At 40.3% G+C, this 24,743-nt stretch carries 22 protein-coding genes; 15 read left to right on the forward strand and 7 right to left on the reverse strand.

The window, feature by feature from the left end; genetic code table 11:
- The first annotated feature begins 252 nt into the window (after nucleotides 1-252).
- Complete coding sequence (locus tag NQ782_RS11580; protein WP_000126114.1) at nucleotides 253-1,005, forward strand: TenA family transcriptional regulator; 753 nt, start codon at nucleotides 253-255, stop codon at nucleotides 1,003-1,005.
- A gap of 46 nt (nucleotides 1,006-1,051) precedes the next feature.
- On the opposite strand, the gene NQ782_RS11585 is transcribed toward NQ782_RS11580, so the two are convergent.
- The gene (locus NQ782_RS11585; RefSeq protein WP_086230973.1) at nucleotides 1,052-2,191 is read right to left on the reverse strand and encodes a helix-turn-helix domain-containing protein; all 1,140 of its coding nucleotides are present in this window, start codon (nucleotides 2,189-2,191) and stop codon (nucleotides 1,052-1,054) included.
- 157 nt (nucleotides 2,192-2,348) lie between these two features.
- Nucleotides 2,349-3,335 (reverse strand): lipoyl synthase, encoded by a 987-nt coding sequence (gene lipA, locus NQ782_RS11590; protein ID WP_000364554.1) that lies wholly within the window; start codon nucleotides 3,333-3,335, stop codon nucleotides 2,349-2,351.
- Between the two features lie 363 nt (nucleotides 3,336-3,698).
- On the opposite strand from lipA, the gene NQ782_RS11595 reads away from it, so the two are divergent.
- Genes NQ782_RS11595 through NQ782_RS11620 form a run of 6 tightly spaced genes read left to right on the forward strand, consistent with a single transcriptional unit; the run spans nucleotide 3,699 to nucleotide 10,545 of the window.
- Entirely contained in the window at nucleotides 3,699-4,661 is a 963-nt protein-coding gene (locus NQ782_RS11595; protein WP_001177517.1) for a thiamine pyrophosphate-dependent dehydrogenase E1 component subunit alpha, read from the forward strand.
- Nucleotides 4,662-4,674: 13 nt separating this feature from the next.
- The gene (locus tag NQ782_RS11600) at nucleotides 4,675-5,694 is read left to right on the forward strand and encodes an alpha-ketoacid dehydrogenase subunit beta (protein WP_001133051.1); all 1,020 of its coding nucleotides are present in this window, start codon (nucleotides 4,675-4,677) and stop codon (nucleotides 5,692-5,694) included.
- Nucleotide 5,695: 1 nt separating this feature from the next.
- The gene (locus NQ782_RS11605; RefSeq protein ID WP_057092886.1) at nucleotides 5,696-7,231 is read left to right on the forward strand and encodes a 2-oxo acid dehydrogenase subunit E2; all 1,536 of its coding nucleotides are present in this window, start codon (nucleotides 5,696-5,698) and stop codon (nucleotides 7,229-7,231) included.
- 10 nt (nucleotides 7,232-7,241) lie between these two features.
- Nucleotides 7,242-8,645, forward strand: coding sequence for a dihydrolipoyl dehydrogenase (lpdA, locus tag NQ782_RS11610; protein ID WP_057092888.1), 1,404 nt, complete (start codon nucleotides 7,242-7,244; stop codon nucleotides 8,643-8,645).
- Between the two features lie 26 nt (nucleotides 8,646-8,671).
- Nucleotides 8,672-9,457 carry an acetoin reductase gene (locus NQ782_RS11615; RefSeq protein WP_057092890.1) on the forward strand — a complete coding sequence of 262 codons (786 nt, stop codon included), beginning with the start codon at nucleotides 8,672-8,674 and terminating at the stop codon, nucleotides 9,455-9,457.
- A 29-nt stretch (nucleotides 9,458-9,486) separates the two neighbouring features.
- Nucleotides 9,487-10,545, forward strand: coding sequence for a 2,3-butanediol dehydrogenase (locus NQ782_RS11620; protein ID WP_057092891.1), 1,059 nt, complete (start codon nucleotides 9,487-9,489; stop codon nucleotides 10,543-10,545).
- 47 nt (nucleotides 10,546-10,592) lie between these two features.
- Here NQ782_RS11620 and NQ782_RS11625 read toward each other — a convergent pair whose 3' ends face one another.
- Nucleotides 10,593-11,504, reverse strand: a complete 912-nt coding sequence (locus NQ782_RS11625) for a bestrophin family protein (protein WP_047480733.1) — start codon at nucleotides 11,502-11,504, stop codon at nucleotides 10,593-10,595.
- Between the two features lie 69 nt (nucleotides 11,505-11,573).
- Nucleotides 11,574-12,845, reverse strand: coding sequence for a sigma-54-dependent Fis family transcriptional regulator (locus NQ782_RS11630; RefSeq protein WP_057092893.1), 1,272 nt, complete (start codon nucleotides 12,843-12,845; stop codon nucleotides 11,574-11,576).
- A 191-nt stretch (nucleotides 12,846-13,036) separates the two neighbouring features.
- Here NQ782_RS11630 and NQ782_RS11635 point away from each other — a divergent pair, with 191 nt between their 5' ends.
- The 4 genes from NQ782_RS11635 to NQ782_RS11650 all read left to right on the forward strand — a co-directional run bounded on the left by NQ782_RS11635 (nucleotide 13,037) and on the right by NQ782_RS11650 (nucleotide 17,478).
- Nucleotides 13,037-13,732: an MBL fold metallo-hydrolase gene (locus NQ782_RS11635; protein WP_000465441.1), complete on the forward strand. Its 696-nt coding sequence runs from the start codon at nucleotides 13,037-13,039 to the stop codon at nucleotides 13,730-13,732.
- Nucleotides 13,733-13,741: 9 nt separating this feature from the next.
- Complete coding sequence (locus NQ782_RS11640; protein ID WP_057093942.1) at nucleotides 13,742-15,397, forward strand: TIGR01244 family sulfur transferase; 1,656 nt, start codon at nucleotides 13,742-13,744, stop codon at nucleotides 15,395-15,397.
- A 175-nt stretch (nucleotides 15,398-15,572) separates the two neighbouring features.
- Nucleotides 15,573-16,364, forward strand: a complete 792-nt coding sequence (locus NQ782_RS11645; protein WP_057093940.1) for a sulfite exporter TauE/SafE family protein — start codon at nucleotides 15,573-15,575, stop codon at nucleotides 16,362-16,364.
- A gap of 109 nt (nucleotides 16,365-16,473) precedes the next feature.
- On the forward strand, nucleotides 16,474-17,478 hold the full coding sequence (locus tag NQ782_RS11650; RefSeq protein ID WP_057093938.1) for a homoserine dehydrogenase: 1,005 nt from the start codon (nucleotides 16,474-16,476) through the stop codon (nucleotides 17,476-17,478).
- A 32-nt stretch (nucleotides 17,479-17,510) separates the two neighbouring features.
- On the opposite strand, the gene NQ782_RS11655 is transcribed toward NQ782_RS11650, so the two are convergent.
- On the reverse strand, nucleotides 17,511-18,428 hold the full coding sequence (locus NQ782_RS11655) for a DMT family transporter (protein ID WP_057093937.1): 918 nt from the start codon (nucleotides 18,426-18,428) through the stop codon (nucleotides 17,511-17,513).
- Nucleotides 18,429-18,594: 166 nt separating this feature from the next.
- Here NQ782_RS11655 and NQ782_RS11660 point away from each other — a divergent pair, with 166 nt between their 5' ends.
- Entirely contained in the window at nucleotides 18,595-19,449 is an 855-nt protein-coding gene (locus NQ782_RS11660) for a helix-turn-helix domain-containing protein (RefSeq protein ID WP_000331398.1), read from the forward strand.
- Here the strand turns inward: NQ782_RS11660 and NQ782_RS11665 are convergent.
- Nucleotides 19,446-19,841 carry a helix-turn-helix domain-containing protein gene (locus NQ782_RS11665; RefSeq protein ID WP_079281616.1) on the reverse strand — a complete coding sequence of 132 codons (396 nt, stop codon included), beginning with the start codon at nucleotides 19,839-19,841 and terminating at the stop codon, nucleotides 19,446-19,448. The two genes, NQ782_RS11660 and NQ782_RS11665, sit on opposite strands and share 4 nt — an antisense overlap.
- 95 nt (nucleotides 19,842-19,936) lie before the next feature.
- On the opposite strand from NQ782_RS11665, the gene NQ782_RS11670 reads away from it, so the two are divergent.
- The gene (locus NQ782_RS11670) at nucleotides 19,937-20,545 is read left to right on the forward strand and encodes an FMN-dependent NADH-azoreductase (protein WP_057093935.1); all 609 of its coding nucleotides are present in this window, start codon (nucleotides 19,937-19,939) and stop codon (nucleotides 20,543-20,545) included.
- An 83-nt stretch (nucleotides 20,546-20,628) separates the two neighbouring features.
- On the opposite strand, the gene chrA is transcribed toward NQ782_RS11670, so the two are convergent.
- Entirely contained in the window at nucleotides 20,629-21,978 is a 1,350-nt protein-coding gene (gene chrA / locus NQ782_RS11675; RefSeq protein WP_001186393.1) for a chromate efflux transporter, read from the reverse strand.
- 241 nt (nucleotides 21,979-22,219) lie between these two features.
- Here chrA and NQ782_RS11680 point away from each other — a divergent pair, with 241 nt between their 5' ends.
- Both NQ782_RS11680 and NQ782_RS11685 read left to right on the forward strand, forming a co-directional pair.
- Nucleotides 22,220-22,963: a GntR family transcriptional regulator gene (locus tag NQ782_RS11680; RefSeq protein WP_057093933.1), complete on the forward strand. Its 744-nt coding sequence runs from the start codon at nucleotides 22,220-22,222 to the stop codon at nucleotides 22,961-22,963.
- A 28-nt stretch (nucleotides 22,964-22,991) separates the two neighbouring features.
- Nucleotides 22,992-24,725, forward strand: a complete 1,734-nt coding sequence (locus NQ782_RS11685) for a fumarate reductase/succinate dehydrogenase flavoprotein subunit (protein WP_057093930.1) — start codon at nucleotides 22,992-22,994, stop codon at nucleotides 24,723-24,725.
- The last annotated feature ends 18 nt before the right edge of the window (nucleotides 24,726-24,743 follow it).

A 24,743-nucleotide genomic window follows, 5' to 3' on the forward strand; every position in this document is an offset into this window, starting at 1 on the left:
TATTGGTTATATAATGTGTGGTTTATTTAAAATAATAATACAGATTTTTTAAAAAAGTAATGATTTTTACGCCCCCTAATTGTGATAAAAATCACGACATTTCAATGATTAGCGTCACAATTATCTAAAGATTCGAAACCTTTGAGAAAAAATTACAAATGGTCGATTAAAGATTGTATCTTTATCATTTTCGGATAGACTTATAGCCGTGAAGTACAGATGATTGCTGTCATATAAATAGGAAAATTAGCAATGACTGCTCTAAATCAATATGGAATGAGTTTAGAAATTACGCCGCATAATGGATGGTCTCAGCGGTTTTGGGAGGATCTTTTACCAGTGAAGGAGCGGGTGAGTAAACATCCGTTTTTTACTGAAATGGCCAATGGGGGATTGAGCCTAGAAAGTTTCCGTTATGCTTTACTTAACTTCTATCCATTGGTAGCGCATTTCCCGTCATATATGGCTGGTGCGTTAGCTAAAGCAACTGCTTTTGCAGAACCTGGCGTTACTGAAACAAGAGATTGGTTAATTCAAAATATTAAGGTCGAAGAGCGCCATTTACAGTGGTATCGGGATTGGGCTAGAGGTTTTGGATTAACGGTAGAACAACTCGATAGTGTTCGCCCACCAGCTTCGATGAATGCGGTGAATCATTTTCTTTGGAATATGAGTCATCGTGGCAACTTGGCTGAATGTCTGGCAGCGACCAATTTAGCAATTGAATGGGCGACAGGTGACTGGTCTATTCAAGTCTATAAAGGCATACACGCTTATACGGATCATCCGGAAGTTACCATTGATAAGCGTTCTTTAGCCTGGTTACGTGCACATGCTCATTATGATGATTTACATCCTTATGAAGCCATGGAGCTGATTAAACGTTTGTGTAATGAACGTCCTGATTGGCAGCAAAAAGCATTTCATGCGGCAGAAGAAGGGCTGCGGTATTATGAATTAGCTTTAGACGATTGCTATAGAGTACAGCTTCAAGCCTCTGCTTGATCTCATCTTAAAAAGGGAGAATATTCTACATATTCTCCCTTTTATTTTATTCAAGCAATTTTAAGAGCTTTGCCCGATACGGTGTTTCTTCGGGCAGAAGTTCAAGTAAGCGTTCAACGGCATCAACACGGTCGGGAACACGGCTAACCACACGTAATAGTTGGTCTACATCATCAATTTGATAGATAACATGACTCAAGCGGGCGTCAAAGCAATCTCTCCAAGCACACAAAAACGGACTTTCTGACTTGGCTAAAAAACTACCTCTATACAGTGTTAAAGTGGTTGCAGTAAAACCTAAGTTTAGTGCTTGCTCAGCCATGAGAAAGTCACATTGAATTTCACAGTTAAGTCTATATGGTCGTGACTCGATCACATCGGGAATCAGGTTTCGAAGCTGTGAGAGCTCAGCTTTTAGTGTAGTGGTACTCACTGGTCGATCGCCATATAAGGCATAGTGAAGCTCTTCTAAGTTTATGCCTTCCGGACATAAAGCAAGAATACATAAAATTTCGATTTGGCGCTGCGTGAGTGTCAAGCCATGTTGATTGTATTGAACCTTAGGCGTGCCTAGCGCCTTAATATATAAAATGTTCTTTTGATGAAGTTGAATGGCTTGTTTTACAATATCAGCACAGCGTTCAACAGCTAAAATTCCAAGTGAGTTATGCTTTTGATATTTAGTTGATAAGTTCATAATGCCGTAAAACTGGCCTGTGTTTGCATCGGTGATAGGGGCTGCATAACATACCCAGTCTCTAACGCTGTTCATCTGATTTTCATGTGAATAAACACAACTTGCAGAATGTGTATTTAGTGCAAGACCAATTGCATTTTGACCAACTGCTTGGGTTGACCATTGTCCACCTTCAATAAAATGGACTTGTTCGGCAGATGAACGCATAGGCGTACTACTCCATGTCCAGAGTAAAGTACCGTGAGGGTCAGTCACCCCAATTGCCATATCTGCATCTTCAGCAATGTGCATCAAATTTCTATGGCACTCTTGGATTGAACGACCAAATAAGGAATGTTGCCATTCCTGATCTAGATCAAATATAGGAGCCGCATCTAGATCGAGTGACGGCTTTTTTCCTAAACAAGGTGTTCCAGAGATTGTTTCCGGTCTAAAGAAAGACGGAAGGTTGTCTGTAGAAGGCAATAATAATTGTTTTGACATATCCATATCGAAGTTCCTTTATCGTTGAAATGGCGTATCCGTGGCCGCTCAACAGGTTTAGCTTTCTTATTGTGACTATTTCCTCGTTATTTCATTTACCTTAAATAATTTTAAACGGTTTGACTATTATCCTATTGGGTAAGTTTTGTTATTTCGCCTCGCCCTATGACAAAACATCCTCTCTTGAAAATGGCTTTGGGGCAGGTTCTCCGAAATATTGCCGATCGGCAAAATAGCTAGAACGGACCATCGGCGCACTCCAGATATTTTTAAAGCCTAAACGCTGACCATGCTGAGTGTATCTTTCAAATTCTTGTAAATTCACAAACCGGTGAATAGGGGCATGTGATTTAGAGGGCTGTAAATATTGTCCAATAGTCACTAAATCTACATCATGATCTTTTAAATCGTTGAGTAGAGCAATAACCTCAGCTTCAATTTCTCCTAGCCCTACCATTAGACCGCATTTAGTTTTGATATCAGGACAGTATTTTTTAAAACGTTTTAATAAATTTAATGAATGCTGATAGTCAGAACCGGGACGCATTGCTTTATATAAACGCGGTACTGTCTCAATATTATGATTAAATACATCGGGTGGTGATAAGCTTAATGTAGAGAGTGCTGTTTCTAAACGGCCACGAAAGTCCGGAACTAAAATTTCAATTAGCGTATCTGGACAACGGTTTCTGATTTCTTCAATACACTTCACAAAATGTGCTGCGCCCCCATCATGTAGATCATCACGGTCTACAGAGGTAATGACTACATATTTTAAGTTTAGGTTAGCGACCGTCTCAGCTAGATGTTTAGGTTCATTTTCATCTAAAGGCATTGGACGACCATGTGCTACATCGCAGAAAGGGCAACGTCTTGTACAAATATCTCCCATAATCATAAATGTTGCCGTACCACCACCAAAACATTCAGGTAGATTTGGACATGCAGCTTCTTCGCAAACACTATGTAGCTTTTGTTGGCGTAATAAATTTTTGATACGTTGAATTTCTTCGAAATCAGTTATTTTTGCTCGAATCCATTCAGGTTTTTTAGGTAGTTCTTCGGTAGGTAAAATTTTAATAGGAATACGAGAAACTTTATCTATTCCTCTTAACTTAATACCTGTCTCTATTTGCCTTTTTAAGTCCATATATAAAATTCCATTTTATATTAAATTAATTTGCAACTTGACTGGTTATAATAAAAACCTTATTTCTATAAATAAGAAATAAAGAATTTATTAATGCGTATAGTGCACAGCAAATATTATAAATTAATAAAGGTTGGTTAAAGGTTTGTTTTGCAAGTGCGTGAAATTAATTAAGATTTTTTAATTTTATTTTTGCGGTGTAAGTTTGTGATAAATAAAAATTAATAGCTAAAAAACTTATTTAAAAATTTTTAGTCTAATAGCATATTAAATTAAATTGAGCTTTATTATTTATAGCGAAATATATAGCACTCGCTGAAACTTGGTTGATTTTTAATAATCAAGATAATAAAGGAAAAGGATATGCAATTAACGGAAGAGCAATTACTCGCAGCATATAAACGCATGCGTGATATTCGTGAATTTGAAGATCGACTTCATGAAGAAAATACCAATGGTGATATTCCAGGCTTTATTCACTTATATAGCGGAGAAGAAGCTGTAGCAGTCGGGATTTGCGAAAACTTAACCGACAAAGACTATATCACTTCAACACACCGTGGACATGGACACTGTATTGCAAAAGGCTGTGATATTCACGCCATGATGCTGGAAATTTTCGGTAAAGATGACGGACTATGCCGTGGAAAAGGCGGTTCTATGCATATTGCCGATTTAGATAAAGGTATGCTCGGTGCCAACGGGATTGTGGGTGGTGGGCCTCCTTTAGCAATTGGTGCAGCGTTGACAGCGAAAACCTTAAAGACTGGTGGCGTCGGACTGTCTTTTACAGGTGATGGTGGTTCAAACCAAGGCCTTACTTTTGAAGCGATGAACATGGCTGTTGTTCTTAAACTTCCAGTAATTTTCGTTTTTGAAAATAACGGCTTTGGCGAAGGTACTGGTCATGATTACGCAGTAGGAAGTAAAGACATTGCTGGTCGTGCAGCAGGCTTTGGTTTACCGGCAGTTAAAGTTGATGGTACAGACTTCTTTGCCGTCTATGAAGCCGCTCAAACTGCCATTGAACGCGCGCGCCGTGGTGAAGGTCCAAGCGTGATTGAAACCATCACAAACCGTTTTTATGGCCACTTCGAAGGTGATCCTGGCTTGATTCGTTCTAAAGAAGAAGTCGAGTTCATCAAAGAAAATAAAGATCCTTTGAAAATTTTCCGTGAGAAAGTCAAAGGCAAAATTGATGAAGCCAAACTAGACGAGATTGATGCAGCTTCTAAGGCAAATGTTGATGATGCCGTTGCTAAAGCTCGTGCTGCGGCTTATCCAAAACCAGAACAACTCCTTACTGACGTCTATGTCTCTTACTAAAGGAATAGTAAAGATGCCAAATAAAAGTTTTCGTAATGCAATTAAAGAAGCCATTGAATCAGAAATGCGTCGTGATCCAACCGTATTTGTTGTTGGTGAAGATGTTCGTGGTGGGCACGGCGGTAAAAATACCGAAGAGAACGAGCTTGAAGGCTTCGGTGGGGTACTTGGTGTAACCAAAGGTTTATGGACGGAGTTTGGTTCAGAACGTGTGATTGATACACCAATTACCGAGTCTGCAATTATCGGTATGGCCGCCGGTGCGGCTGCAACAGGTTTACGTCCTGTTGCTGATTTAATGTTTATGGATTTCTATGGCGTGTGTCATGACATGCTCTATAACCAAGCCGCTAAATTCCGTTATATGTTTGGCGGAAAAGCAAAAGCACCCATGGTTGTGCGTGGCATGATTGGCGCAGGTTTCTCTGCGGCAGCTCAGCATTCTCAGTCACCATATAACGTATTTGCTGCGGTTCCGGGCTTAAAAGTTGTAGTTCCATCTAGCCCATATGATGTGAAAGGGCTGTTAATTCAAGCTATTCGTGATGATGACCCTGTAGTGTTCTGTGAGCATAAAATGCTTTATGACATTAAAGGCGAAGTTCCAGATGATGCCTATACTATTCCTTTTGGTGTAGCAAATTATACCCGTGAAGGGACAGATGTGACCATTATTGCTTTAGGCCTAATGGTACACCGTGCCAATGAAGTAGCAGACAAACTGGCAAAAGATGGCATTTCGGTTGAAGTGGTCGACCCTCGAACAATTTCACCTCTTGATGAAGAAGGAATTTTAGAGTCTGTTGCATCGACTGGGCGTGTGGTTATTGTGGATGAATCAGCGGCACGCTGTGGCTTTGGTCATGATGTTGCTGCACTGATTGCCCAAAAAGGTTTCCACTATTTGAAAGCACCTGTTGAACTCGTAACGCCACCACATACGCCTGTTCCATTCTCTCCAGTTTTAGAAAAAGAATGGATTCCAAGTGTAGAGCGTATTGAGCAAGCTGTACGAAAAACATTGGAGGCTTAGGATGAGCGAAATTAAAACGCTGGAGATCCCGAAATGGGGATTATCCATGGAAGAAGGCACGATCGCCCAATGGTTGATTAAAGAGGGTGATAGCTTTAATAAGGGCGATGAAATTTGTGAAATTGAAACCACAAAAATCGTCAATGTGTTAGAAGCGCCTTTTGCTGGAACGCTCCGTAAAATTTTAGCGAAAGATGGTGATACTTTACCTGTTGGTGGTCTTATTGCCGTATGTGCTGATAGTGAAGTTTCTGATGCAGAAATTGAAAAGTTTATCGCATCACTAGGTGGTTCAGCAGCTCAAGCACCCGAAGCACCTTCGGAGCAAAGTAAAGCGGAAACATCTGCACCTGTTGCTGAAAAAACAGCACAACCACAGACTGCAGCAGCTAGTGCTTCAGCTCCTGCAAAGGTAGCGAAAGATGACTACGCTGTACCAGAGTCATTACAAGGCTATCAAACATCTGATGAGTTGTTTGCAACACCACATGCGTTAAAGCTTGCAGAAAAGCACAATGTGAACTTAGCGAAAGTCACAGGTTCTGGTCGTGAAGGACGTATTAGTGTTCAAGACATCCAGAAGGCTGTACAGGCTGCTGGTGGTCAGTGGCCTGATATTAAGCAGCAAACTCAAGCTAAAGTGGTTAAATCTACGGCCGATGATAGCCAAGTTTTAGCAACGCCTGTAGCACGTCGTTTAGCAAAGCAGTGGGGCATTAACCTAAATGACTGCCGTGTTTCAGGTACTCGTGGCCGTGTCTGTAAAGAAGATGTTGAGGCCGTTTACTATCGTAATAACCCAACGCCAGTAAATGAACAACCTTTGCAATGTGCAACTCAACCACAATCAACCGTTACGACGGTGGCAATGAATGGAATGCGTAAAGCGATTGCTTCACGGTTACAGGCTGCAAAACGTAACGCACCGCATTTCCGCTTAGTGGTCGATCTCAACGTAGAAGCTTTGCAAAAACTACGTAAGCAGATTAATGAGACTGTTCCCCAAGTGAAACTTTCTATTAATGACATGCTAATTAAAGCAGCTGCCGCCGCGTTGATTAAAGTACCTGAGGTGAATGTTCAATTTGATGAGGCGACTCAATCAATTTTACAGTTCTCTCAAGCGGATATTTCGGTGGCCGTAGCGATTCCAAACGGTTTAATTACACCCATTGTAAAAGCAGCAAATCAGAAGTCTTTAGCACAAATTTCCGATGATATGCGTGATTTGGCAACGCGTGCTAAGACTGGCAAGTTACAACCTGACGAGTTTCAGGGAGGCAGCTTTAGCATTTCAAATTTAGGAATGTTAGGCATTAAACAATTCGATGCCATTATTAACCCGCCGCAAGGTGCAATTATGGCATTAGGTGCTTCGGAATCTCGCGCTATTGTCGAAAATGGCAATGTAGTGGTTCGTGAGATTGTCACAGCGACGTTGTCATGCGATCACCGAGTTATTGATGGCGCAGTTGGGGCAAAATTCTTGGCCAGCTTTAAGCAGTTTGTTGAAAACCCTGCTTTAATTTTGGTGTAGGAGAACCCGCATGTCAGAAGCTCAATTTGATTTAATTGTGATTGGCGCGGGACCGGGTGGGTATGTGGCTGCAATTCGTGCAGCCCAGCTCGGGTTAAAAACCGCAATTGTAGAAGAGCGACATTTAGGCGGAATTTGTCTAAATTGGGGCTGTATTCCAACCAAAGCTTTGCTTGCAGGGGCAGAGCTCGCAACCCAGTTTAAACATGCCGGACAGTTTGGTTTTCAGGTATCCCAACTCGTTTTTGATATCCAAAAGCTTGTGCAACATAGCCGACAAGTATCAGCTCAATTAGTACAAGGCATCGATTACTTACTGAAAAAGAATCAGGTGACTGTTTTTAATGGTCGTGCTCAGCTTACGGCAAAAGAAAAACTTGAAGTGACAGATGCTCAAGGTAATAGTCAGGATTTGAGTGCACCACATATCATTTTGGCAACTGGGGCTAAAGCTCGACATGTTCCTCAACTTCCTGTCGATGGAATATATGTCTGGAGCTATAAAGAAGCGCTTGTTCCAGAGCAGTTACCGAAAAGTTTACTGGTTGTAGGTTCAGGTGCAATTGGTAGTGAGTTTGCTAGCCTTTATCAAGATTTGGGATGTCAGGTGACCCTTATTGATTTGGCTAAACAAATTTTACCGACCGAAGATGCAGAAGTTGCTCAATTTGTTAGAAAACAATTTGAACAAAAAGGTATGAAAGTCTTAACCGATGCTGTCGTTCAAAGTATTCAGATTGAAAATGAGCAAGTCCACTGTGTGGTTGAAACGGCAAATGATGTTCAAACGCTTGTTTTTGATCGCGTGCTTTCGGCAATTGGTGTACAGCCGAATACCACAGGGCTAGGACTAGAACGTTTAGGTGTAGAACTCAATCCACAAGGTTTTGTGGCAATTGATGACTATTGTAAAACCAACGTAGCAGGGCTTTATGCCATTGGTGATGTTGCTGGAGCGCCTTGTCTCGCTCATAAAGCAAGCCATGAAGCCATGATATGTGTCGAGAAAATCGCTGGTGTGGCAAACGTCCATTCACTCGACCGTAGCCAGATACCCGGTTGTATTTTTACACATCCACAAGTGGCAAGTATTGGTTTAACGGAAAATGCAGCAAAAGCTAAGAATCTACCTATACGTATTGGTAAGTTTTCTTTAACTGCAAATGGTAAAGCTTTAGCAATTGGAGATGCGTCAGGTTTCGTTAAAACGGTGGTACATGCAGAAACGGGCGAGCTGCTTGGTGCACATATGGTGGGTCATGAAGTGACTGAACATATCCAAGGCTTTGCGATTGCCAAATATCTAGAAGCAACTGATGAAAGTTTAGCTCAAGTGATTTTCCCACATCCAACATTATCAGAAGCTATGCATGAATCCATTTTGGCTTCAATGCAACGAGCGATTCATATGTAGAAATTCTACATTTACAGGAGTTGAACATGGTTAAGGGATTAAAAAATAAAGTCGTTTTAGTAACTGGGGCAGCTCAAGGCATTGGCCGTGGGATTGCCCTGCGCTTGGCGCAAGAAGGGGCACATATTGCATTAGTTGATATGAAACAAGATCGACTAAACGATGTGCAGCAGGAAATTCAGGCTTTAGATGTAAATGCGAGCACATTTATTGCTGATGTAAGTGACCGCGAGCAAGTGTATGCCGCTATAAATCATGCTGAGCAGACCCTTGGTGGGTTTGATGTCATGATTAATAACGCTGGAATTGCCCAAGTTCAAGCGATTGCCGATATCACACCCGACGAATTTCAAAAAATTGTTGATATTAATATTGGCGGCGTGCTGTGGGGCATACAGGCTGCTGCTGCAAAATTTAAGCAACGGCAACATAAAGGTAAAATCATTAATGCTTGCTCAATTGCAGGCCACGACGGGTTTGCTTTACTCGGTATTTACTCGGCAACTAAATTTGCGGTACGAGCACTTACCCAAGCCGCGGCAAAAGAATATGCCAGTCACGGTATTACGGTAAATGGATATTGCCCTGGAATTGTCGGAACGGACATGTGGGTTGAAATTGATAAGCGTTTTGCTGAAATTACCGGTGCCGCAATTGGTGAAACTTATAAAAAATATGTGGAAGGCATTGCTTTAGGTAGAGCCCAAACACCAGACGATGTAGCTGCATTAGTTGCTTTTCTGGCAAGTGAAGATTCGGACTATATTACGGGTCAATCCATTTTAACGGACGGCGGAATTGTCTATCGCTAAAACAACATCCTGATTTGAGGGAGATAATAATGAAAGCAGCGCGTTTTTATGACAGAGGTGATATTCGTATTGAAGATATCCCTGAACCAAAAGTCACTCCCGGCACTGTAGGTATAAAGGTGGCTTGGTGTGGAATCTGTGGTACAGATTTGCACGAATTTATGGAAGGGCCAATTTTTATTCCACCGTGTGGACATCCGCATCCTATTTCAGGTGAATCTGCACCGATTACCATGGGACATGAATTTTCAGGTGTGGTTTATGCCGTAGGTGAAGGTGTTGATGATATTGAAATTGGTCAGCATGTCGTCGTAGAGCCTTATATTGTGGCCGATGATGTGCCGACTGGACCGGGTGATAATTACCATCTTTCTAAAAATATGAACTTCATTGGTTTAGGCGGTCGTGGTGGTGGTTTATCGGAAAAAATTGCAGTTAAACGCCGTTGGGTGCATCCAATTTCCAATAAAATTCCGCTAGATCAGGCAGCCTTAATTGAACCGTTATCGGTGGGTCATCATGCTTTCGTACGTAGTGGTGCAAAGGCTGGTGATATTGCACTGGTTGGCGGTGCGGGGCCAATTGGTTTATTGCTTTCGGCAATTTTAAAAGCGAAAGGTCTTAAGGTCATCATTACCGAACTAAGTGCCAAACGTAAAGAAAAAGCCAAAGAGTCGGGAGTTGCAGATTATATTTTAGACCCGTCAGAAGTTGATGTTGTTTCTGAGGTCATGAAAATTACTAATGGCGATGGTGTTGATGTTGCGTTTGAATGTAGTAGCGTTAACAAGGTGTTAGATACTTTGGTCGCGGCAGTGAAACCAACAGGCGTTATAGTTATTGTTTCGATTTGGAGCCACCCAGCATCAATTAATGTGCACAGTGTTGTAATGAAAGAGCTCGATGTAAGAGGCACAATTGCCTACGTAAATGACCATCAAGAAACCATTAAACTGGTCGAAGAAGGTAAAATAAATCTGGAACCTTTTATTACCCAGCGCATTCAACTTGATGATTTGATTTCACAAGGTTTTGAAACCTTAATTCATAACAATGAGTCAGCCGTTAAGATTATTGTACATCCATAAATAGACACTTAAGCCTATAAAAAAGAGCGAATCATCGCTCTTTTTTATTAAAGTAAATTGTTGTTTTGGGCTTCAATAATAGGCGGTAATGGCTGCCCTAAAGAGCTTAGAGACTCTCGTTCAATTAAACGCACAATAGAATCGAGCGGTAAATCATTTTCTTGCAAGCCAAAAGGTTCTTCAATTTGAGCACTTAAGGCATCTAGTCCTAAAAACATATAAGCGATTAAGCCGACAATAAGCGGTGTCCAAATGCCTAAAGCAGCTTCAAGGCTAAAAGGTAAGATGAAGCAGAAACAATAAACAGCACGGTGCAAAAGTACTGAATATGAGTAGGGTAAAGGTGTCCCAGCAATTCGGTCACAACCTGCTTGGATATTGCCTAACTCAATAATATGTCGATTTAGCGTGCTATAGATGATGTCACTAATTTCACCGTCTTTTAGAGCTTTGACTAAATCCTTTTGAATATTTTCGAGTACAAATTGAGGTGCATTAATATGCTCATTTAAATAATTAAGTGAAGAGTTATTTAAATAGGCATGCTCAAGAAATTTGGTGGGTTCGACTGTTTGTTGACGCAGTCGATCACGCAACAAGTTACTAAAAATTAAGACCTGATGAATTAAATGTTCACGTTGTTCATTAGATAAAACATGGCTATCTCTAACAATATGTCTGGCATTGGCAATTAAAGCACCCCAGAGCTTGCGACCTTCCCACCATCGGTCATAACACGCGTTATTTCTAAAACCCGTACAAATCGAAAGGATCACCCCAAAGATCGTAAATCCGATCGCGGGTACGGTAGGAATTTGAATCCAATGATAATAAGAGAGCCAGACCACACAGGCTGAAATAAGTACAACAAAACTCAGTGCTGGCAAGACCTTCGGTAAAATTGTTCCTTTCCAAGCAAATAAAAGTTTAAATACATTGCTTTTATCACGAACAATCATATAAAGCCTTTGAACTAATGAACCAAACCATGTGCAATATGATACGCCTTAGATGAGCTAAATACCTACTTAAAGCTTATGTTTTTGTCTATAGCGCCAAAGCGTGGTACGGCTAATTCCAAAAATATTCGCGACTATATTCAGGTTATGGTTATATTTTTCTAAAGCGGCTTGCACATTTTCTGGACTAAGCTCTGCATTTTTCTCGGGTAATTTAACGTAATCATCTGCATTTAAGAGTTCATTTGGTAAGTCTTCGACTTCAATTTCATCCTTACCATTTGCCATGGTTAAAGCATAAAGCAGAGTGTTTTTAAGCTCACGAACATTTCCTGGCCAGTCATAATTCAATAAAACTTGCATGGCTTTTTGATTGACATGTCGAGGCATTGTATCGAGTTGAGTGGAGCTCTCTTTTAAAATCTGATCGACAATAAGAGGAATATCGACTTTTCTCTCTCTGAGTGGTGGTATAAAAATTGGAATTACGCGTAAACGGTAGAGTAAATCATGACGGAAACGCCCAGCCTTAGCCTCTTCGCGTAAAGCTTTATGTGTTGCGGTAATAATTCGGACATTGGCTTGAATCGGTTTTTCACCACCAACTGGCGTAAATTCACCTGTTTCTAACACCCGTAATAATTTAGCTTGAAGCTCTAAAGGAATCTCGGCAATTTCATCCAGAAACAGCGTTCCGCCTGCGGCACGTTCAAACACGCCTTTATGGTCACGAATTGCTCCTGTAAAAGCACCTTTCACATGCCCAAAGAGTTCACTTTCTAAAATATTGGCATTAAGAGCGGCACAGTTAATCGCCACAAAAATCTTATTTTTACGTTGGCTATAATCATGAATTGCTTTTGCCACAAGTTCTTTACCACTACCAGATTCGCCGCGGACGAGCACTGGAAACTCAGTAATTGCCACTCTTTGAATAATTGAAAACATACGAGTCATTTCTGGTGAACAACTATTGAAAACTTTAGCCAAGTCTTGCAATTGTTCTGTGAGCTCTACTTGATTAGCAATATCATTCTCTATGCTAACGGGCTGTAGAATATGCAATTTCCCGATAATGCGATGCTCTGCGATGTAAATATCATTTTCCTGATAGATAAATCGCTGTCTCATTTTAGGAGTATTAATTTCGAGATATTGATTGTGATGGTCTTGAGTAAGCGCTGCCATACTCTCTACAGAAATATCGTCTGTATTAAATTTATAGTGAATTGCTTGAGTCGTTGTGTCTGCTAAAAACAGACTCGCATTTGGGAATAGAGCTTTAAGCTGCTCAAATAAAATAAAAAAATCCTGTTCTGACTCAAAATTTAACTTTGCCATTTCATATGTTTCACAATCGTTTCATTGAAACATACTTGAGTTTCATAGGAACATCAAGCTGAGTTCATTTTCTAAGTTTAGTTTTAATTATTGTTTTAAGAGTTTGATTTTTATATTTATTATTTAATTTTAAATAATTGGCATCTTATTTGCAAAATATAGGAAAGAAATAAATTATTAGGGTATAAATCATGTTCTTTAAGCAGTTTTTTGAAAAAGAAAGTTCGACTTATACATATATGCTTGGATGTGAAGAAACACGAGAGGCTGTTTTAATTGATCCAGTCGCATCAGATATAGAGATTTATGCAAAAGAATTAGAGCAGCATCAATTTACGCTCATCTATACCTTAGATACTCATGTTCATGCAGACCATATTACCGCTGCAAATTTACTTCGTGAACGTTTCCATTGCAAATCGGTTTTACACCGAAACTCAGAAGTAAGTTGCGGAGATATTTTAATTACTGATGGTTGCATGCTTAAAGTTGGCAACCTCAGTATTGAAGCACGTTATACACCAGGTCATACCAATGCTTGTACGAGTTATCTAGTTGGAAACATGGTTTTCACTGGTGATGCATTATTAATTGACGGCTGCGGTCGAACTGACTTCCAACAAGGTAATGCAGGCACACTTTATGACAGTATTCATAAGCAACTTTTCAGCCTACCTGACGAGACTATTGTGTATCCGGGACACGATTATAAAGGTCGTCTATCTTCAACAATTGGTTATGAACGCTTAAATAATTCACGTCTAGGTCAAAATCGCTCGCGTGAAGATTTTATTGAATTAATGAATAACTTAAATCTGCCATATCCAAAACAAATCGATAAAGCACTTCCTGCTAATCAGGCTTGCGGCTCAATTTCACAATTATAAGGTGGCAATATGGAACTTAAACGAGTTAATCAAGATTTTTATGTTGCTGGCCAGATTACTGCCGACGATATTGCGAAAATTGCAGACCAAGGAATAAAAACTCTGATATGTAACCGTCCAGATGGAGAAGGTACAGATCAACCTAACGTGATTGAAATTGAAGAAGCAGCTCAGCGACATGGCCTAAACGTAATCTATCAGCCTGTTATTAGTGGTAAAATTACCGATCAACAAGTTACCGAGTTTAAGCAGCTTTATCAGAATGCTCAGAAGCCCGTTTTAGCATATTGTCGCTCGGGTATGCGTGCAATCAGTTTGTGGGCTTTGGCTGAAGTTGCTCCATCAGATGCAGCACTGTTAGTTGAGTCGGGTAATAAGCTTGGGTTTAACTTAAAAGGCTTGGTGCCACGTATTTTAAAACGTGATCATGAACCAGCCACAATTCCTTGTTATAGCGTTGTGATTGTTGGCGCTGGGGCAGCAGGAATTTCTGTAGCATCGAGCTTAATGTCTCGCGAACCTCATTTAGATATTGTCATTATTGATCCGGCAGATACCCATTATTATCAACCGGGCTGGACCATGGTCGGTGGCGGTATTTTTAAACCTCAAGTAACCGCACGTTCAATGGCAAGTGTGATTCCTTCAAAAGTGAAATGGATGAAAGCCGCCGTTGCTGGATTTGACCCTGAGCATAATCAGGTTATTTTGGAAGGATGCCAACCCATTCAATATAAAGCCTTAGTCGTCTGTCCTGGTTTAAAACTGAATTGGCATGGAATTGACGGTTTAGTTGAAACCTTAGGTAAAAATGGAGTGACGTCTAACTATCGTTATGACTTGGCGCCGTATACATGGGAACTGGTGCAACAGCTAAACGGTGGAAAAGCAATCTTTACCCAGCCGCCTATGCCGATTAAATGTGCCGGAGCCCCACAAAAAGCGATGTATCTTTCAGCCGACTACTGGTTAAAGCAAGGCAAACTTAAAGATATCTCTATCCATTTTTATAACACTGGTGCTGTTTTATTTGGTGTGAAGGAATATGTACCTGCACTAATGCAATACGTTGAAAAATATGGCACTGAACTTCATTTTAACCATCAACTTGTCAAACTAGACGGGCCTGCAAAGAAAGCATGGTTCAAAGTGGTGAATGATGAAAATGCAGCTTTGGTCGAAACAGATTTCGATATGTTGCATGTTGTTCCACCGCAACAAGCGCCTGATTTTATTCGTGCAAGTACTCTTACTGATGAAGCCGGCTGGGTGAGTGTGAATCCTCAAACCCTACAACACACACAGCACGCCAATATTTTTGCTTTAGGTGATGTGATGAATGCGCCTAATGCCAAAACTGCTGCTGCGGCACGGGCACAAGCTCCGATTGTTGCTGTAAATGTTCTCGCACAACTGAACGGTGAGCAAAACTTCTGCGAGTACAACGGCTATGGCTCATGTCCACTTACGGTAGAACGAGGAAAAATCGTTCTGGCTGAGTTTGGCTACGGCGGCAAATTACTTCCAAGTTTTCCAAAATGGGTAATTGATGGGCAAAAACCTTCCCGTTTGGCTTGGCTGCTTAAAGAGCGGATTTTACCGCCAATTTACTGGCAAGGCATGCTCAAGGGCCGTGAGTGGATGGTCAAACCTGAGCGAGGATAAGTAAAGCAACGCTTTACCCGAGCGCAAGACGAGAACTATGTTCGAGTGGAAGAGGATAAGTAAAGCAACGTTTTGTCCTGAGAAGCGACTAAAGCTTCGCAAGAAGACGAGATCAACTCACTCATTAACTAGCAGTCTACTGCAAACGATGTATATGCAATTTTAGGCTTTTAATATGTTATTACTTGTCGTTGAAGGCATTGTGATTGGCTTTTTACTTGGTCTTACCGGTGCGGGTGGTGGCATTCTTGCTGTACCCGCGCTTATGACCAGTCAAGGCTGGAGCGTGGTGCAAGCTGCACCGATTGGGTTATTAGCAGTTGCGCTATCTACACTCATTGGAACTATTGAAGGCTTATTTAAAAAGATAGTTCGTTATCGTGCTGCAATCTGGATTGCCTTAATTGGTGCCCCTATGGCACATATCGGTATTTTAATAGCTAACACAATTTCACCTATTTGGCTCATGTTAATGTTTAGCTTGGTCATGTTTACAGTCGGCTATCGACTTATTAGTAACCGAATTTCGGATTTTCATAACCCGCCGTGTCAGGTCAACCCAAGTACGGGACGCTTTATCTGGAATTTTAAAACTGGTGGTGTGCTTGCGAGCATCGGGATTATTGCTGGGCTTTTAACTGGTATGTTAGGGGTTGGAGGCGGCTTTGTAATTGTACCCGCGCTTAGAAAAGTCACAAATTTGGATATGCATAGCATTGTTGCAACCTCACTTATGATTATTTTCCTGATTAGTGGAATGAGTATTGTGATGCATATTGCAGAGGGCTTTCACTATCCAGTCGCCATTACTAGTGCGTTTGCACTCGCATGTGCATTCGGTATGTTATTAGGACGCCGAGCTATTCGGTTTATTCCGTCTGCAATTGTACAAAAGGTCTTTGCTTTAATGGTTTTTGCTGTCGCAATTTATATGGTTATTAAGATTGTTAATCTAACAAATATCTGAGCGATATAGTATTTTAACCTTCTCTATAAATAGCAATTTTTCCAAGATGAGATATTAAAATTATCTTTGGAAAATTGATTTAAACCATTTAATTTTTTGAGAAAGTGAAATGAAGCGAATTAACGTGGCAATTTGTGGTTTTGGACGGATTGGGCAACAAATTGCAGAGCTTCTTTTAAATCGATCGACCTACTATAAACAAAAATATCAAATTGATGCCCGTTTAGTGGGTGTTTGTAACTCATCATCAGGTTTAATTAACCAAGATGGTTTACAAGCTTCAAAGTGGCTAGATAAAACACAATATCAAGCAGGCCTAACTGAGCAAAAGTTTTTAGAACAGGTTCAAGCAGATGTCATTATTGAAACTGGACCAAGTGATTATGTTACCGGTGGGAAAGGCCTATTTTATTTAAATTATGCTTTAACACATAACATGAATGCGATAGCAGTATCTAAAGGTGCTTTAGTCGTAGAAGGCAAAAAAATAATTAGCTTGGCACATCAACATAATAAAAAACTATTTTTTAGCGGTGCAACTGCTGCAGCTTTACCGACGGTTGATTTGTTTGAATATAACTTGGCGGGCTGCCAAATTTTAGAAGTTGAAGGTGTGTTTACAGGCACCACGAATTTTATTTTGAATGATATGTTGCAACATGAATGCGCATTTACAGAATCTCTTGAAAAAGCTCAAGCAAAAGGTATTGCGGAACCTGACAGTTCTTTCGATGTAGATGGATGGGATACTGCTGCAAAAATTACGATACTAGCCAATACTGTTTTGGGAGCTGATGTAAAAATTCAGGATATTTCAAGACAAGGAATCAGTCATGTTACGGCCGATCATATTCGTGATTGGAAAAAAGGAAATGTAATTCCTCGTCTAGTTGGTTTTATTCATATTAAAAATCAGCAAATTCAAACAGGTGTTGAATTAAGGTTAGTCCCAGCAAATCATCCGTTTGCTCATCTGCAAGGTTCCAATAAATGCATTCGGGTGTTAACGAAAGAAATGGGGGAATTTGTTGTCAGTGGAGGGGCATCTGCGCCCTTAGCCACAGCCGCTGCAGCTTTAAAAGATTTCGAGTTAATGCTAAAAACTGGCTGCTAAAATTAATTATGATTTATAAAAAAAGCAGGCTTTTATGCCTGCTTCTCACAATTTTTTGGACTGCTAAATAACTTCTTTCCAATTTCAAACTTACTAAACATTAAGTAGTTACCAAGTAAGATGAGTAAAATTCCAAATACAGCATTTAAAGTCCACTCATATCCTTCAAAGAAAGTAGAAACTGTTAAAGCAACTAAAGGAAAGAGCAACGTGCTATAGGCTGCTTTGGCTGCACCAATTCGTCCGACCAGAGAAAAATAAGCTGAAAACCCAATAACCGTACCAAATACAGCCAAGTATAGTACCGAGCTTAAAAATGGGAAATTCATCGGCGGCATTAAATCTTGTCCTGTAAATAAAGCCAGAATTAACATCACCAATGCGCCATACGTCATGGCATAACAGTTTGTTGAAAAGATATTTAGACCACGTTTTTGGTGTCTAACACTAATCATGTTCCCTAAAGAAAAACCGTAAGTGCCTATTGCACATAGCCCAATACCCATTAATAACTGCGCATTAAACTGGCTATTAATCAGGTCATGCCAAAACAGTAAAACAATACCACTTAGGCCCAAAAGTGCAGCTGGTGCAAAGTTTGGGGAAGGTTTCTGCTTAAAAAAGATAAGCGCATTAATGGCATTAAAGAAAACGGCCATCGAAAAAATGACAGACTCTAAACCGCTATTTACATATTTAACCGCAGTATAAAAACAAATAAAGTTTAGACCAAAAACGCAAAGGCCTTGCAGCATACAAAACAAGTGATCTTTTAAAGCAATTCGCTGTAACTTTCCTGAAAATAGTAAAACCACCCAAAGTAATAAGGCTGAAATAGCAAAACGCCATAAAATTGCGACAACGGGTGTTGCATAATGGCTTTGAACGGCAATTCCAATCCATGTTGTTCCCCAAATCAACACCACCGCAACATAGAGTAAAATATTCATAACTTCATCCTCGATTACCAAGCTTAAGTATCTAGGAATGCTTCATTTTTCACGTATATATTCTTGTGTTGTACATGCAAGATCTTGCGTTTTTTATAGACCTAAACTAGCTGAATTTTGCTGAATATGGTTAACTTAAGCTCAATCATATTCGTTTTAATTTTGCATGGCTTATCAAACTTTAGAACAGCTGCAGCAGTCTAAAGCCAAGCTTCACGAAACTGTGGTGCTTGATGAAAATATGCAACTTGCATTTTGGTCTAATCAGCAAGATCGTGTAAGTGTCTGTAGCGATCACCACACTTTAAGTCTTTATATTCAAGATGGTTATGAAAGCTATCAAAAAACACCTGCGGGCTGGAAAAATGGCGGTGGACCAGGACGTTTTTGCCTATTGCCCGAGCATCAGGAATCGACTTGGGACATACGTGGTGGGCTTAAATTTGTCCACTTGTATTACACCGATCAACATTTGCGTGATGTTGCTGAAAAAATATGGGACAAAGAGCCGAATCAAATTGAACTAAACGAAGTTGTCTTTAATGACGATGAACGGATTCGGGCGTTATATCAATTTTTCTTGTTAGATTGCGATTGGCAAGATTCTTCAAATCATTTGCAAATGAGTACAACGGCAAGTTTATTGTTGAATCACTTAATTCGAAAATATAGTAGTGTTCAATGGCAACAGCCTACTATCAAGGGCGGACTGGCACCCCATAAACTCAAATATATTCAGGAATGGATTGAAGATCATCTAGATCAGGCACTCACTTTGTCTGATTTGGCAAATATTGTGAATTTAAGCGAATACCATTTTGCTCATATGTTTAAACAGTCCATGAATATGGCGCCTCACCAATATGTCATGCAAAGACGCTTAACCAAGGCCAAGGGGCTAATTCAGTCATCTCAGCTTTCTTTGCAAGATATTGCCCTAGTATGTGGGTTTAGTTCAGCAAGCCATTTAAGTCATCGCTTTAAACAATTTTATGGTATGAGTCCTTCGCAGTTACGTTAAGTGTCTAATGTAATTGGTTTCTCCTGAGCTGCGTCAAATGCAGCTCTTGCCGCATCAATATCCGCAATATGCCGCTGAGCCCATTGACCTAAAGCAATTACAGGCTCTGTAAGTGAATGGCCCAGTGGAGTTAATTCATATTCAACATGAGGTGGAACTACAGGATAAACCGTACGTTTAACCAACCCATCTCGTTCTAAACCACGCAAACATAAGGTAAGCATACGCTGCGATATTCCATTGATACGTCTCTTTATTTCAGAAAAGCGATGAGGATGTGATGCAAGTGTCATTACAATGAGTATACTCCATTTCTCTCCAACTCTAGCCAACACTTGACTGACTCTTTGGCAATCTGAACTTTGGATATCATGAGGTATGGTTACAGTCATATTACTTGGTTCCCTAAATGTGCCTTCTTGTGCATAAGAATAATAGTAGTAACATAATTAGCTCAAGTAACAATTTTATACTGTAGGTATAAGCGATGAAACTACTTCAAATTGACACAAGTATTTTAGGTGAGCAGTCTGTTAGCCGCCAACTCACCTCATCTGTTATTCGTCAGCTCAGAACAGCTTATCCAGATGCAGAAATTATTCATCACGATTTTGCTTTAGAGCCAATTCCTCATTTGTCTGATGCTGAGTTTTTAGCATGGCAAGGTGTTGAACCTAATAATGAAACAGCGCAACAACGTGTTGCAAGAAACACCCAATATTTGGATGAGTTTTTATCGTCAGATATCGTTGTAATTGGCGCACCTATGTATAACTTTAGCTTCCCATCACAGTTAAAAGCGTGGCTTGACCGTCTATCTGTTGCTGGTAAAACATTCCGTTACACGGAACACGGTCCTCAAGGTTTAGTAGAAGGGAAACGTGTCATTATTGCTTCTTCGCGTGGTGGTGTGTATTCAGAAGGTTCACCAGCCGAAGCTTTAGACTATCAAGAAACTTATATCAAAGCGTTTTTCAATTTTATTGGGGTGACTGATATCACTTTTGTGCGCGCCGAAGGAATCGCTTTTGGACCAGAAGCACGTCAAGCTGCCTTAGATAATGCAGCAGCGCAAATTGCCCAGTTAGCGGGTTAAAAATATAAATAGCCGAACAGTAAAGGAACTGTTCGGCCTTATTGAGATTATGATTTTGAAAAATCAATTCAATCAGTAAATAACTAGAAGAAAGTGACTGCGAGCCCAACCAGTGCCGAAGCAAAAATGACATACAGCACGTTAATGTTAAATCGGAATAAAGCAATAAATGCAGTAACAGTAATGAGGGCCGCGACAATATCAAAATGGCCTGAAAAACCCTGTGGCCATAACACGTGATAACTAAAAAATAGTGCTAAATTTAAAATGACACCGACCACAGCCGCGGTAATTGCAGTGAGGGGTGCAGTAAATTTAATTTCGTTATGTGTAGATTCAATAATCGGTGCACCCGCAAAAATAAAGACAAATGAAAATAGAAAGGTAAACCAAGTCACAATAACAGCACCGAGTGCTCCAGCAAAAAATAAATGCTCAGAGCCAAGTAATGAATGATTAACGCCTCCTAAAAAACCAACAAAGGCAACGACCATAATTAGTGGACCGGGTGTAGTTTCACCAAGTGCCAATCCATCAATCATTTGTGTAGGTGAAAGCCATCCAAAATGATTGACAGCCCCTTGATAGACATAAGGTAAAACCGCGTAAGCGCCCCCAAACGTAAGCAGCGCAGCTTTAGTGAAAAACCAAGCCATTTGGGTATAGGAATGATGCCATCCAAAATATGCGCCTAAAGCTAAAATTGGCAATAACCATAAAGCGATTGCCACAAGAATAAGTCTGGCTAACCGTGACCAATGGAATTTAGCGTGCTCTGGTGTTGGGGTATCATCATCAATATATGCCGGACCATAATCTTTTTGACTGGCTTTATGTCCAGCCGCTGAGGAAAATAGTTCTGGGTACTTTTTACTCGCTAAATAGCCAGTAATACCTGCAGATAAAACGATAAGCGGGAAAGGAAGTTTTAAGACAAAAATGGCAAAAAACGCTGCAATCGCGACGACCCATAAAAACTTATTTTTAAGCGAACGACTACCTATACGGTAAGTTGCATGAAAGACAATTGCAGTGACGGCAGGCTTTATCCCGTAAAAAATACCTGCAATAACAGGCACATCTCCAAATTTTATATAAACCCAAGATAGTCCAATTAAAATAAATAATGAGGGCAATACAAATAGAATACCTGCAACCAATCCTCCCGCAGTTCTATGCATAAGCCAACCAATGTAGGTTGCTAACTGCTGCGCTTCAGGACCGGGTAACAACATGCAGTAGTTCAGTGCATGTAAAAATCTTTTTTCTGATATCCAGCGCTTTTGCTCAACCAGTTCCTGATGCATCACAGCGATTTGTCCAGCTGGTCCCCCAAAGCTAATAAAACCAAGCTTGAGCCAAAATAAGAAGGCTTGCCAGAAGGTGACTTGTTCCACTGAATCATCAGGGGTATTTAATTGTTTTTGTTGCATATTATCCCCTAAAAAATAATATTAATTTTTACGTTTATGGCATAACGGAGTATGTTTTATAGCATAACAAACACAAATGTATTTTTTATGATAACCATTCAACTTTTATAGATAACTATTTATTAATTTATTGATAATCAATGAAATTATTTTTTTAACTAAAGTTATCGCTTTAAATTATTTCCAAAGCTGAAACATTTTAAACATTATTTGCTCAAGTTGTTATAACAGGTTGTGAGCCGTGAGCCAGCTACCCCAAGATCCCAAAAATCACAAGCCTCTTTACGATCAGTTAAGGGAACTCATCCTTAACAAAATTGTAAATGGTGAATATGCCGTGTTGAGTCAAATTCCATCTGAAAACGAGTTTGCTGAACAGTTCGGTGTAAGCCGAATCACAGTTCGCCAAGCACTTAACCAATTACAGTTGGAAGGCTATATTTTTAAGGTGCCAGGTAAAGGGACCTTTGTAAGTAAGCCAAAAACGTTCCAGAACATCTCAAGTTTACAAGGCTTTGCAGAAGCAATGTCATCTGCTGGTCACGAAATTTTAAACCGTGTCATCTCCGCCGAGCTTAAACAGGTCCCGATGCACGTTGTACCCAAATTAAAGTTACCTGTTAAAGCCAATGTGTATGAAATTCAACGTGTTCGTTTACTCAACCGTCAGCCAGTGTCTTATGAGTTGACTTATTTGCCTGAACATATTGGTTTGAGGCTTAAAGATAAAGCGATTGATTTACGTACAACCGATATTTTCAAGGCATTAGAGCAAGAGTGCGATATTCCCTTGGGACATGCGGATTTAAGTATTGATGCCACGGTGGCGGATGAAGAATTAGCGGCTTTGTTACAAGTCGATACCGGAACTCCTGTATTACGGGTCGAACGTTTGACTCATGACGCAAATGGCCAACCGATTGACTATGAATATCTCTATTTCTCGGGCGATACCTTCCAGTACCGTTTACGTATTCATCGTTAATAACTCAAATAAAAATAAGGAATATTCAATGGAAACTAAATATCTTGAGTTCGATATTGTGGTGATTGGTGGTGGAACTGCAGGGCCAATGGCTGCGATTAAAGCCAAACAAGAAAACCCGAATTTAAAAGTCTTGCTCATTGAAAAAGCGAATGTAAAACGTAGTGGGGCGATTTCAATGGGAATGGACGGTCTGAATAATGCCATTATTCCGGGATACGCAACACCTGAGCAATACACCAAAGAAATTACCATTGCCAATGATGGGGTAGTTAACCAAACCACTGTATATGCATATGCAAAGCATAGTTTTATAACCATTCAACAGCTCGATCAATGGGGCATTAAGTTCGAAAAAGATGAGACGGGTGAATTTGCAGTAAAAAAAGTACACCACATGGGGGCATATGTTTTACCTATGCCTGAAGGTCATGACGTTAAAAAAGTTTTATACCGTCAATTAAAGCGTGCTCAAGTCAAAATTAATAATCGGATTGTCACCACAAAGCTTTTAAAAAATGAGCAAGGTGCAATCAATGGTGTACTCGGTTTTGACTGTCGTAGTGGTGACTTTTATGTCATTAAAACGAAAGCTGCCATTTTATGTTGTGGTGCCGCAGGGCGTTTAGGTTTGCCAGCTTCCGGCTATTTAATGGGTACTTATGAAAACCCAACCAATGCAGGTGACGGCTATGCAATGGCATACCATGTAGGTGCTGAGCTTGCTAACTTAGAATGCTTCCAGATTAATCCATTGATTAAAGACTATAACGGCCCAGCTTGTGCCTATGTGACTGGTCCTTTAGGAGGTTATACCGCTAACAGTAAAGGTGAACGTTTCATTGAATGTGACTACTGGAGTGGTCAAATGATGTGGGAGTTTTACCAAGAACTGGAAAGTGGTAATGGTCCTGTTTATTTAAAAGTAGATCATCTGGCCGAAGAAACCATTCAAACCATCGAAGAAATCTTGCATACCAATGAGCGCCCAAGCCGTGGACGTTTTCATGAGGGTCGAGGAACCAATTACCGTCAAGATATGGTGGAAATGCATATTTCAGAAATTGGTTTCTGTAGTGGACACAGTGCTTCTGGCGTATGGGTCAATGAAAAAGCCGAGACTTCGGTTAAAGGCTTATATAGTGCTGGCGATATGGCGGCTGTACCTCATAACTATATGCTTGGTGCATTTACCTATGGTTGGTTTGCGGGTGTAAATGCTGCGCAATACGTGAATGCAATTGAAGATAGCGAATTAAACCAAAGCGAAATAGAAGCAGAAAAAGCTCGAATATTTGCGCCACTGGATTGCTCAGAAGGTTTGCCTCCCGAACAAGTGGAATATAAGCTGCGCCGTTTTGTAAATGACTATTTGCAACCCCCTAAAACTCGCCAAAAAATGCAAATTGGGCTCAAGCGTTTTGAAGAAATTAAACAGGATATTAAGCGAATTTCTGCCAGAAACCCACATGAGCTGATGCGTGCCGCTGAAGTTTCTTTTATTCGAGATTGTGCGGAAATGGCAGCAAGAGCTTCATTGTTTAGAGAAGAAAGCCGCTGGGGACTGTACCACTATAGAGCAGATTTCCCTCAAAAAAATAACTCGGATTGGTTCTGTCACGCGCATTTGAAAAAAGATGAACACGGCAATATGGTCAGTTTCAAAAAGCCAATCGAGCCTTATGTGGTTCCGATTAATCAAGATGAAGCTGTGTCGTATGACCGTTTACGCATTCAAAAAGATGTTGCTCTAGCAGACTAAATAAATCAGGAATTCAAA

The organism is Acinetobacter sp. BD54 (genome assembly GCF_044778325.1).
Lineage (GTDB): Bacteria > Pseudomonadota > Gammaproteobacteria > Pseudomonadales > Moraxellaceae > Acinetobacter > Acinetobacter baumannii.

Excerpts from the sequence above, each read along its gene's own strand:
- NQ782_RS11580 (WP_000126114.1), top strand. The coding sequence starts at position 253 with ATGACTGCTCTAAATCAATATGGAATGAGTTTAGAAATTACGCCGCAT.
- NQ782_RS11585 (WP_086230973.1), bottom strand. The coding sequence starts at position 2,191 with ATGGATATGTCAAAACAATTATTATTGCCTTCTACAGACAACCTTCCG.
- lipA (WP_000364554.1), bottom strand. The coding sequence starts at position 3,335 with ATGGACTTAAAAAGGCAAATAGAGACAGGTATTAAGTTAAGAGGAATA.
- NQ782_RS11595 (WP_001177517.1), top strand. The coding sequence starts at position 3,699 with ATGCAATTAACGGAAGAGCAATTACTCGCAGCATATAAACGCATGCGT.
- NQ782_RS11600 (WP_001133051.1), top strand. The coding sequence starts at position 4,675 with ATGCCAAATAAAAGTTTTCGTAATGCAATTAAAGAAGCCATTGAATCA.
- NQ782_RS11605 (WP_057092886.1), top strand. The coding sequence starts at position 5,696 with ATGAGCGAAATTAAAACGCTGGAGATCCCGAAATGGGGATTATCCATG.
- lpdA (WP_057092888.1), top strand. The coding sequence starts at position 7,242 with ATGTCAGAAGCTCAATTTGATTTAATTGTGATTGGCGCGGGACCGGGT.
- NQ782_RS11615 (WP_057092890.1), top strand. The coding sequence starts at position 8,672 with ATGGTTAAGGGATTAAAAAATAAAGTCGTTTTAGTAACTGGGGCAGCT.
- NQ782_RS11620 (WP_057092891.1), top strand. The coding sequence starts at position 9,487 with ATGAAAGCAGCGCGTTTTTATGACAGAGGTGATATTCGTATTGAAGAT.
- NQ782_RS11625 (WP_047480733.1), bottom strand. The coding sequence starts at position 11,504 with ATGATTGTTCGTGATAAAAGCAATGTATTTAAACTTTTATTTGCTTGG.
- NQ782_RS11630 (WP_057092893.1), bottom strand. The coding sequence starts at position 12,845 with ATGGCAAAGTTAAATTTTGAGTCAGAACAGGATTTTTTTATTTTATTT.
- NQ782_RS11635 (WP_000465441.1), top strand. The coding sequence starts at position 13,037 with ATGTTCTTTAAGCAGTTTTTTGAAAAAGAAAGTTCGACTTATACATAT.
- NQ782_RS11640 (WP_057093942.1), top strand. The coding sequence starts at position 13,742 with ATGGAACTTAAACGAGTTAATCAAGATTTTTATGTTGCTGGCCAGATT.
- NQ782_RS11645 (WP_057093940.1), top strand. The coding sequence starts at position 15,573 with ATGTTATTACTTGTCGTTGAAGGCATTGTGATTGGCTTTTTACTTGGT.
- NQ782_RS11650 (WP_057093938.1), top strand. The coding sequence starts at position 16,474 with ATGAAGCGAATTAACGTGGCAATTTGTGGTTTTGGACGGATTGGGCAA.
- NQ782_RS11655 (WP_057093937.1), bottom strand. The coding sequence starts at position 18,428 with ATGAATATTTTACTCTATGTTGCGGTGGTGTTGATTTGGGGAACAACA.
- NQ782_RS11660 (WP_000331398.1), top strand. The coding sequence starts at position 18,595 with ATGGCTTATCAAACTTTAGAACAGCTGCAGCAGTCTAAAGCCAAGCTT.
- NQ782_RS11665 (WP_079281616.1), bottom strand. The coding sequence starts at position 19,841 with ATGACTGTAACCATACCTCATGATATCCAAAGTTCAGATTGCCAAAGA.
- NQ782_RS11670 (WP_057093935.1), top strand. The coding sequence starts at position 19,937 with ATGAAACTACTTCAAATTGACACAAGTATTTTAGGTGAGCAGTCTGTT.
- chrA (WP_001186393.1), bottom strand. The coding sequence starts at position 21,978 with ATGCAACAAAAACAATTAAATACCCCTGATGATTCAGTGGAACAAGTC.
- NQ782_RS11685 (WP_057093930.1), top strand. The coding sequence starts at position 22,992 with ATGGAAACTAAATATCTTGAGTTCGATATTGTGGTGATTGGTGGTGGA.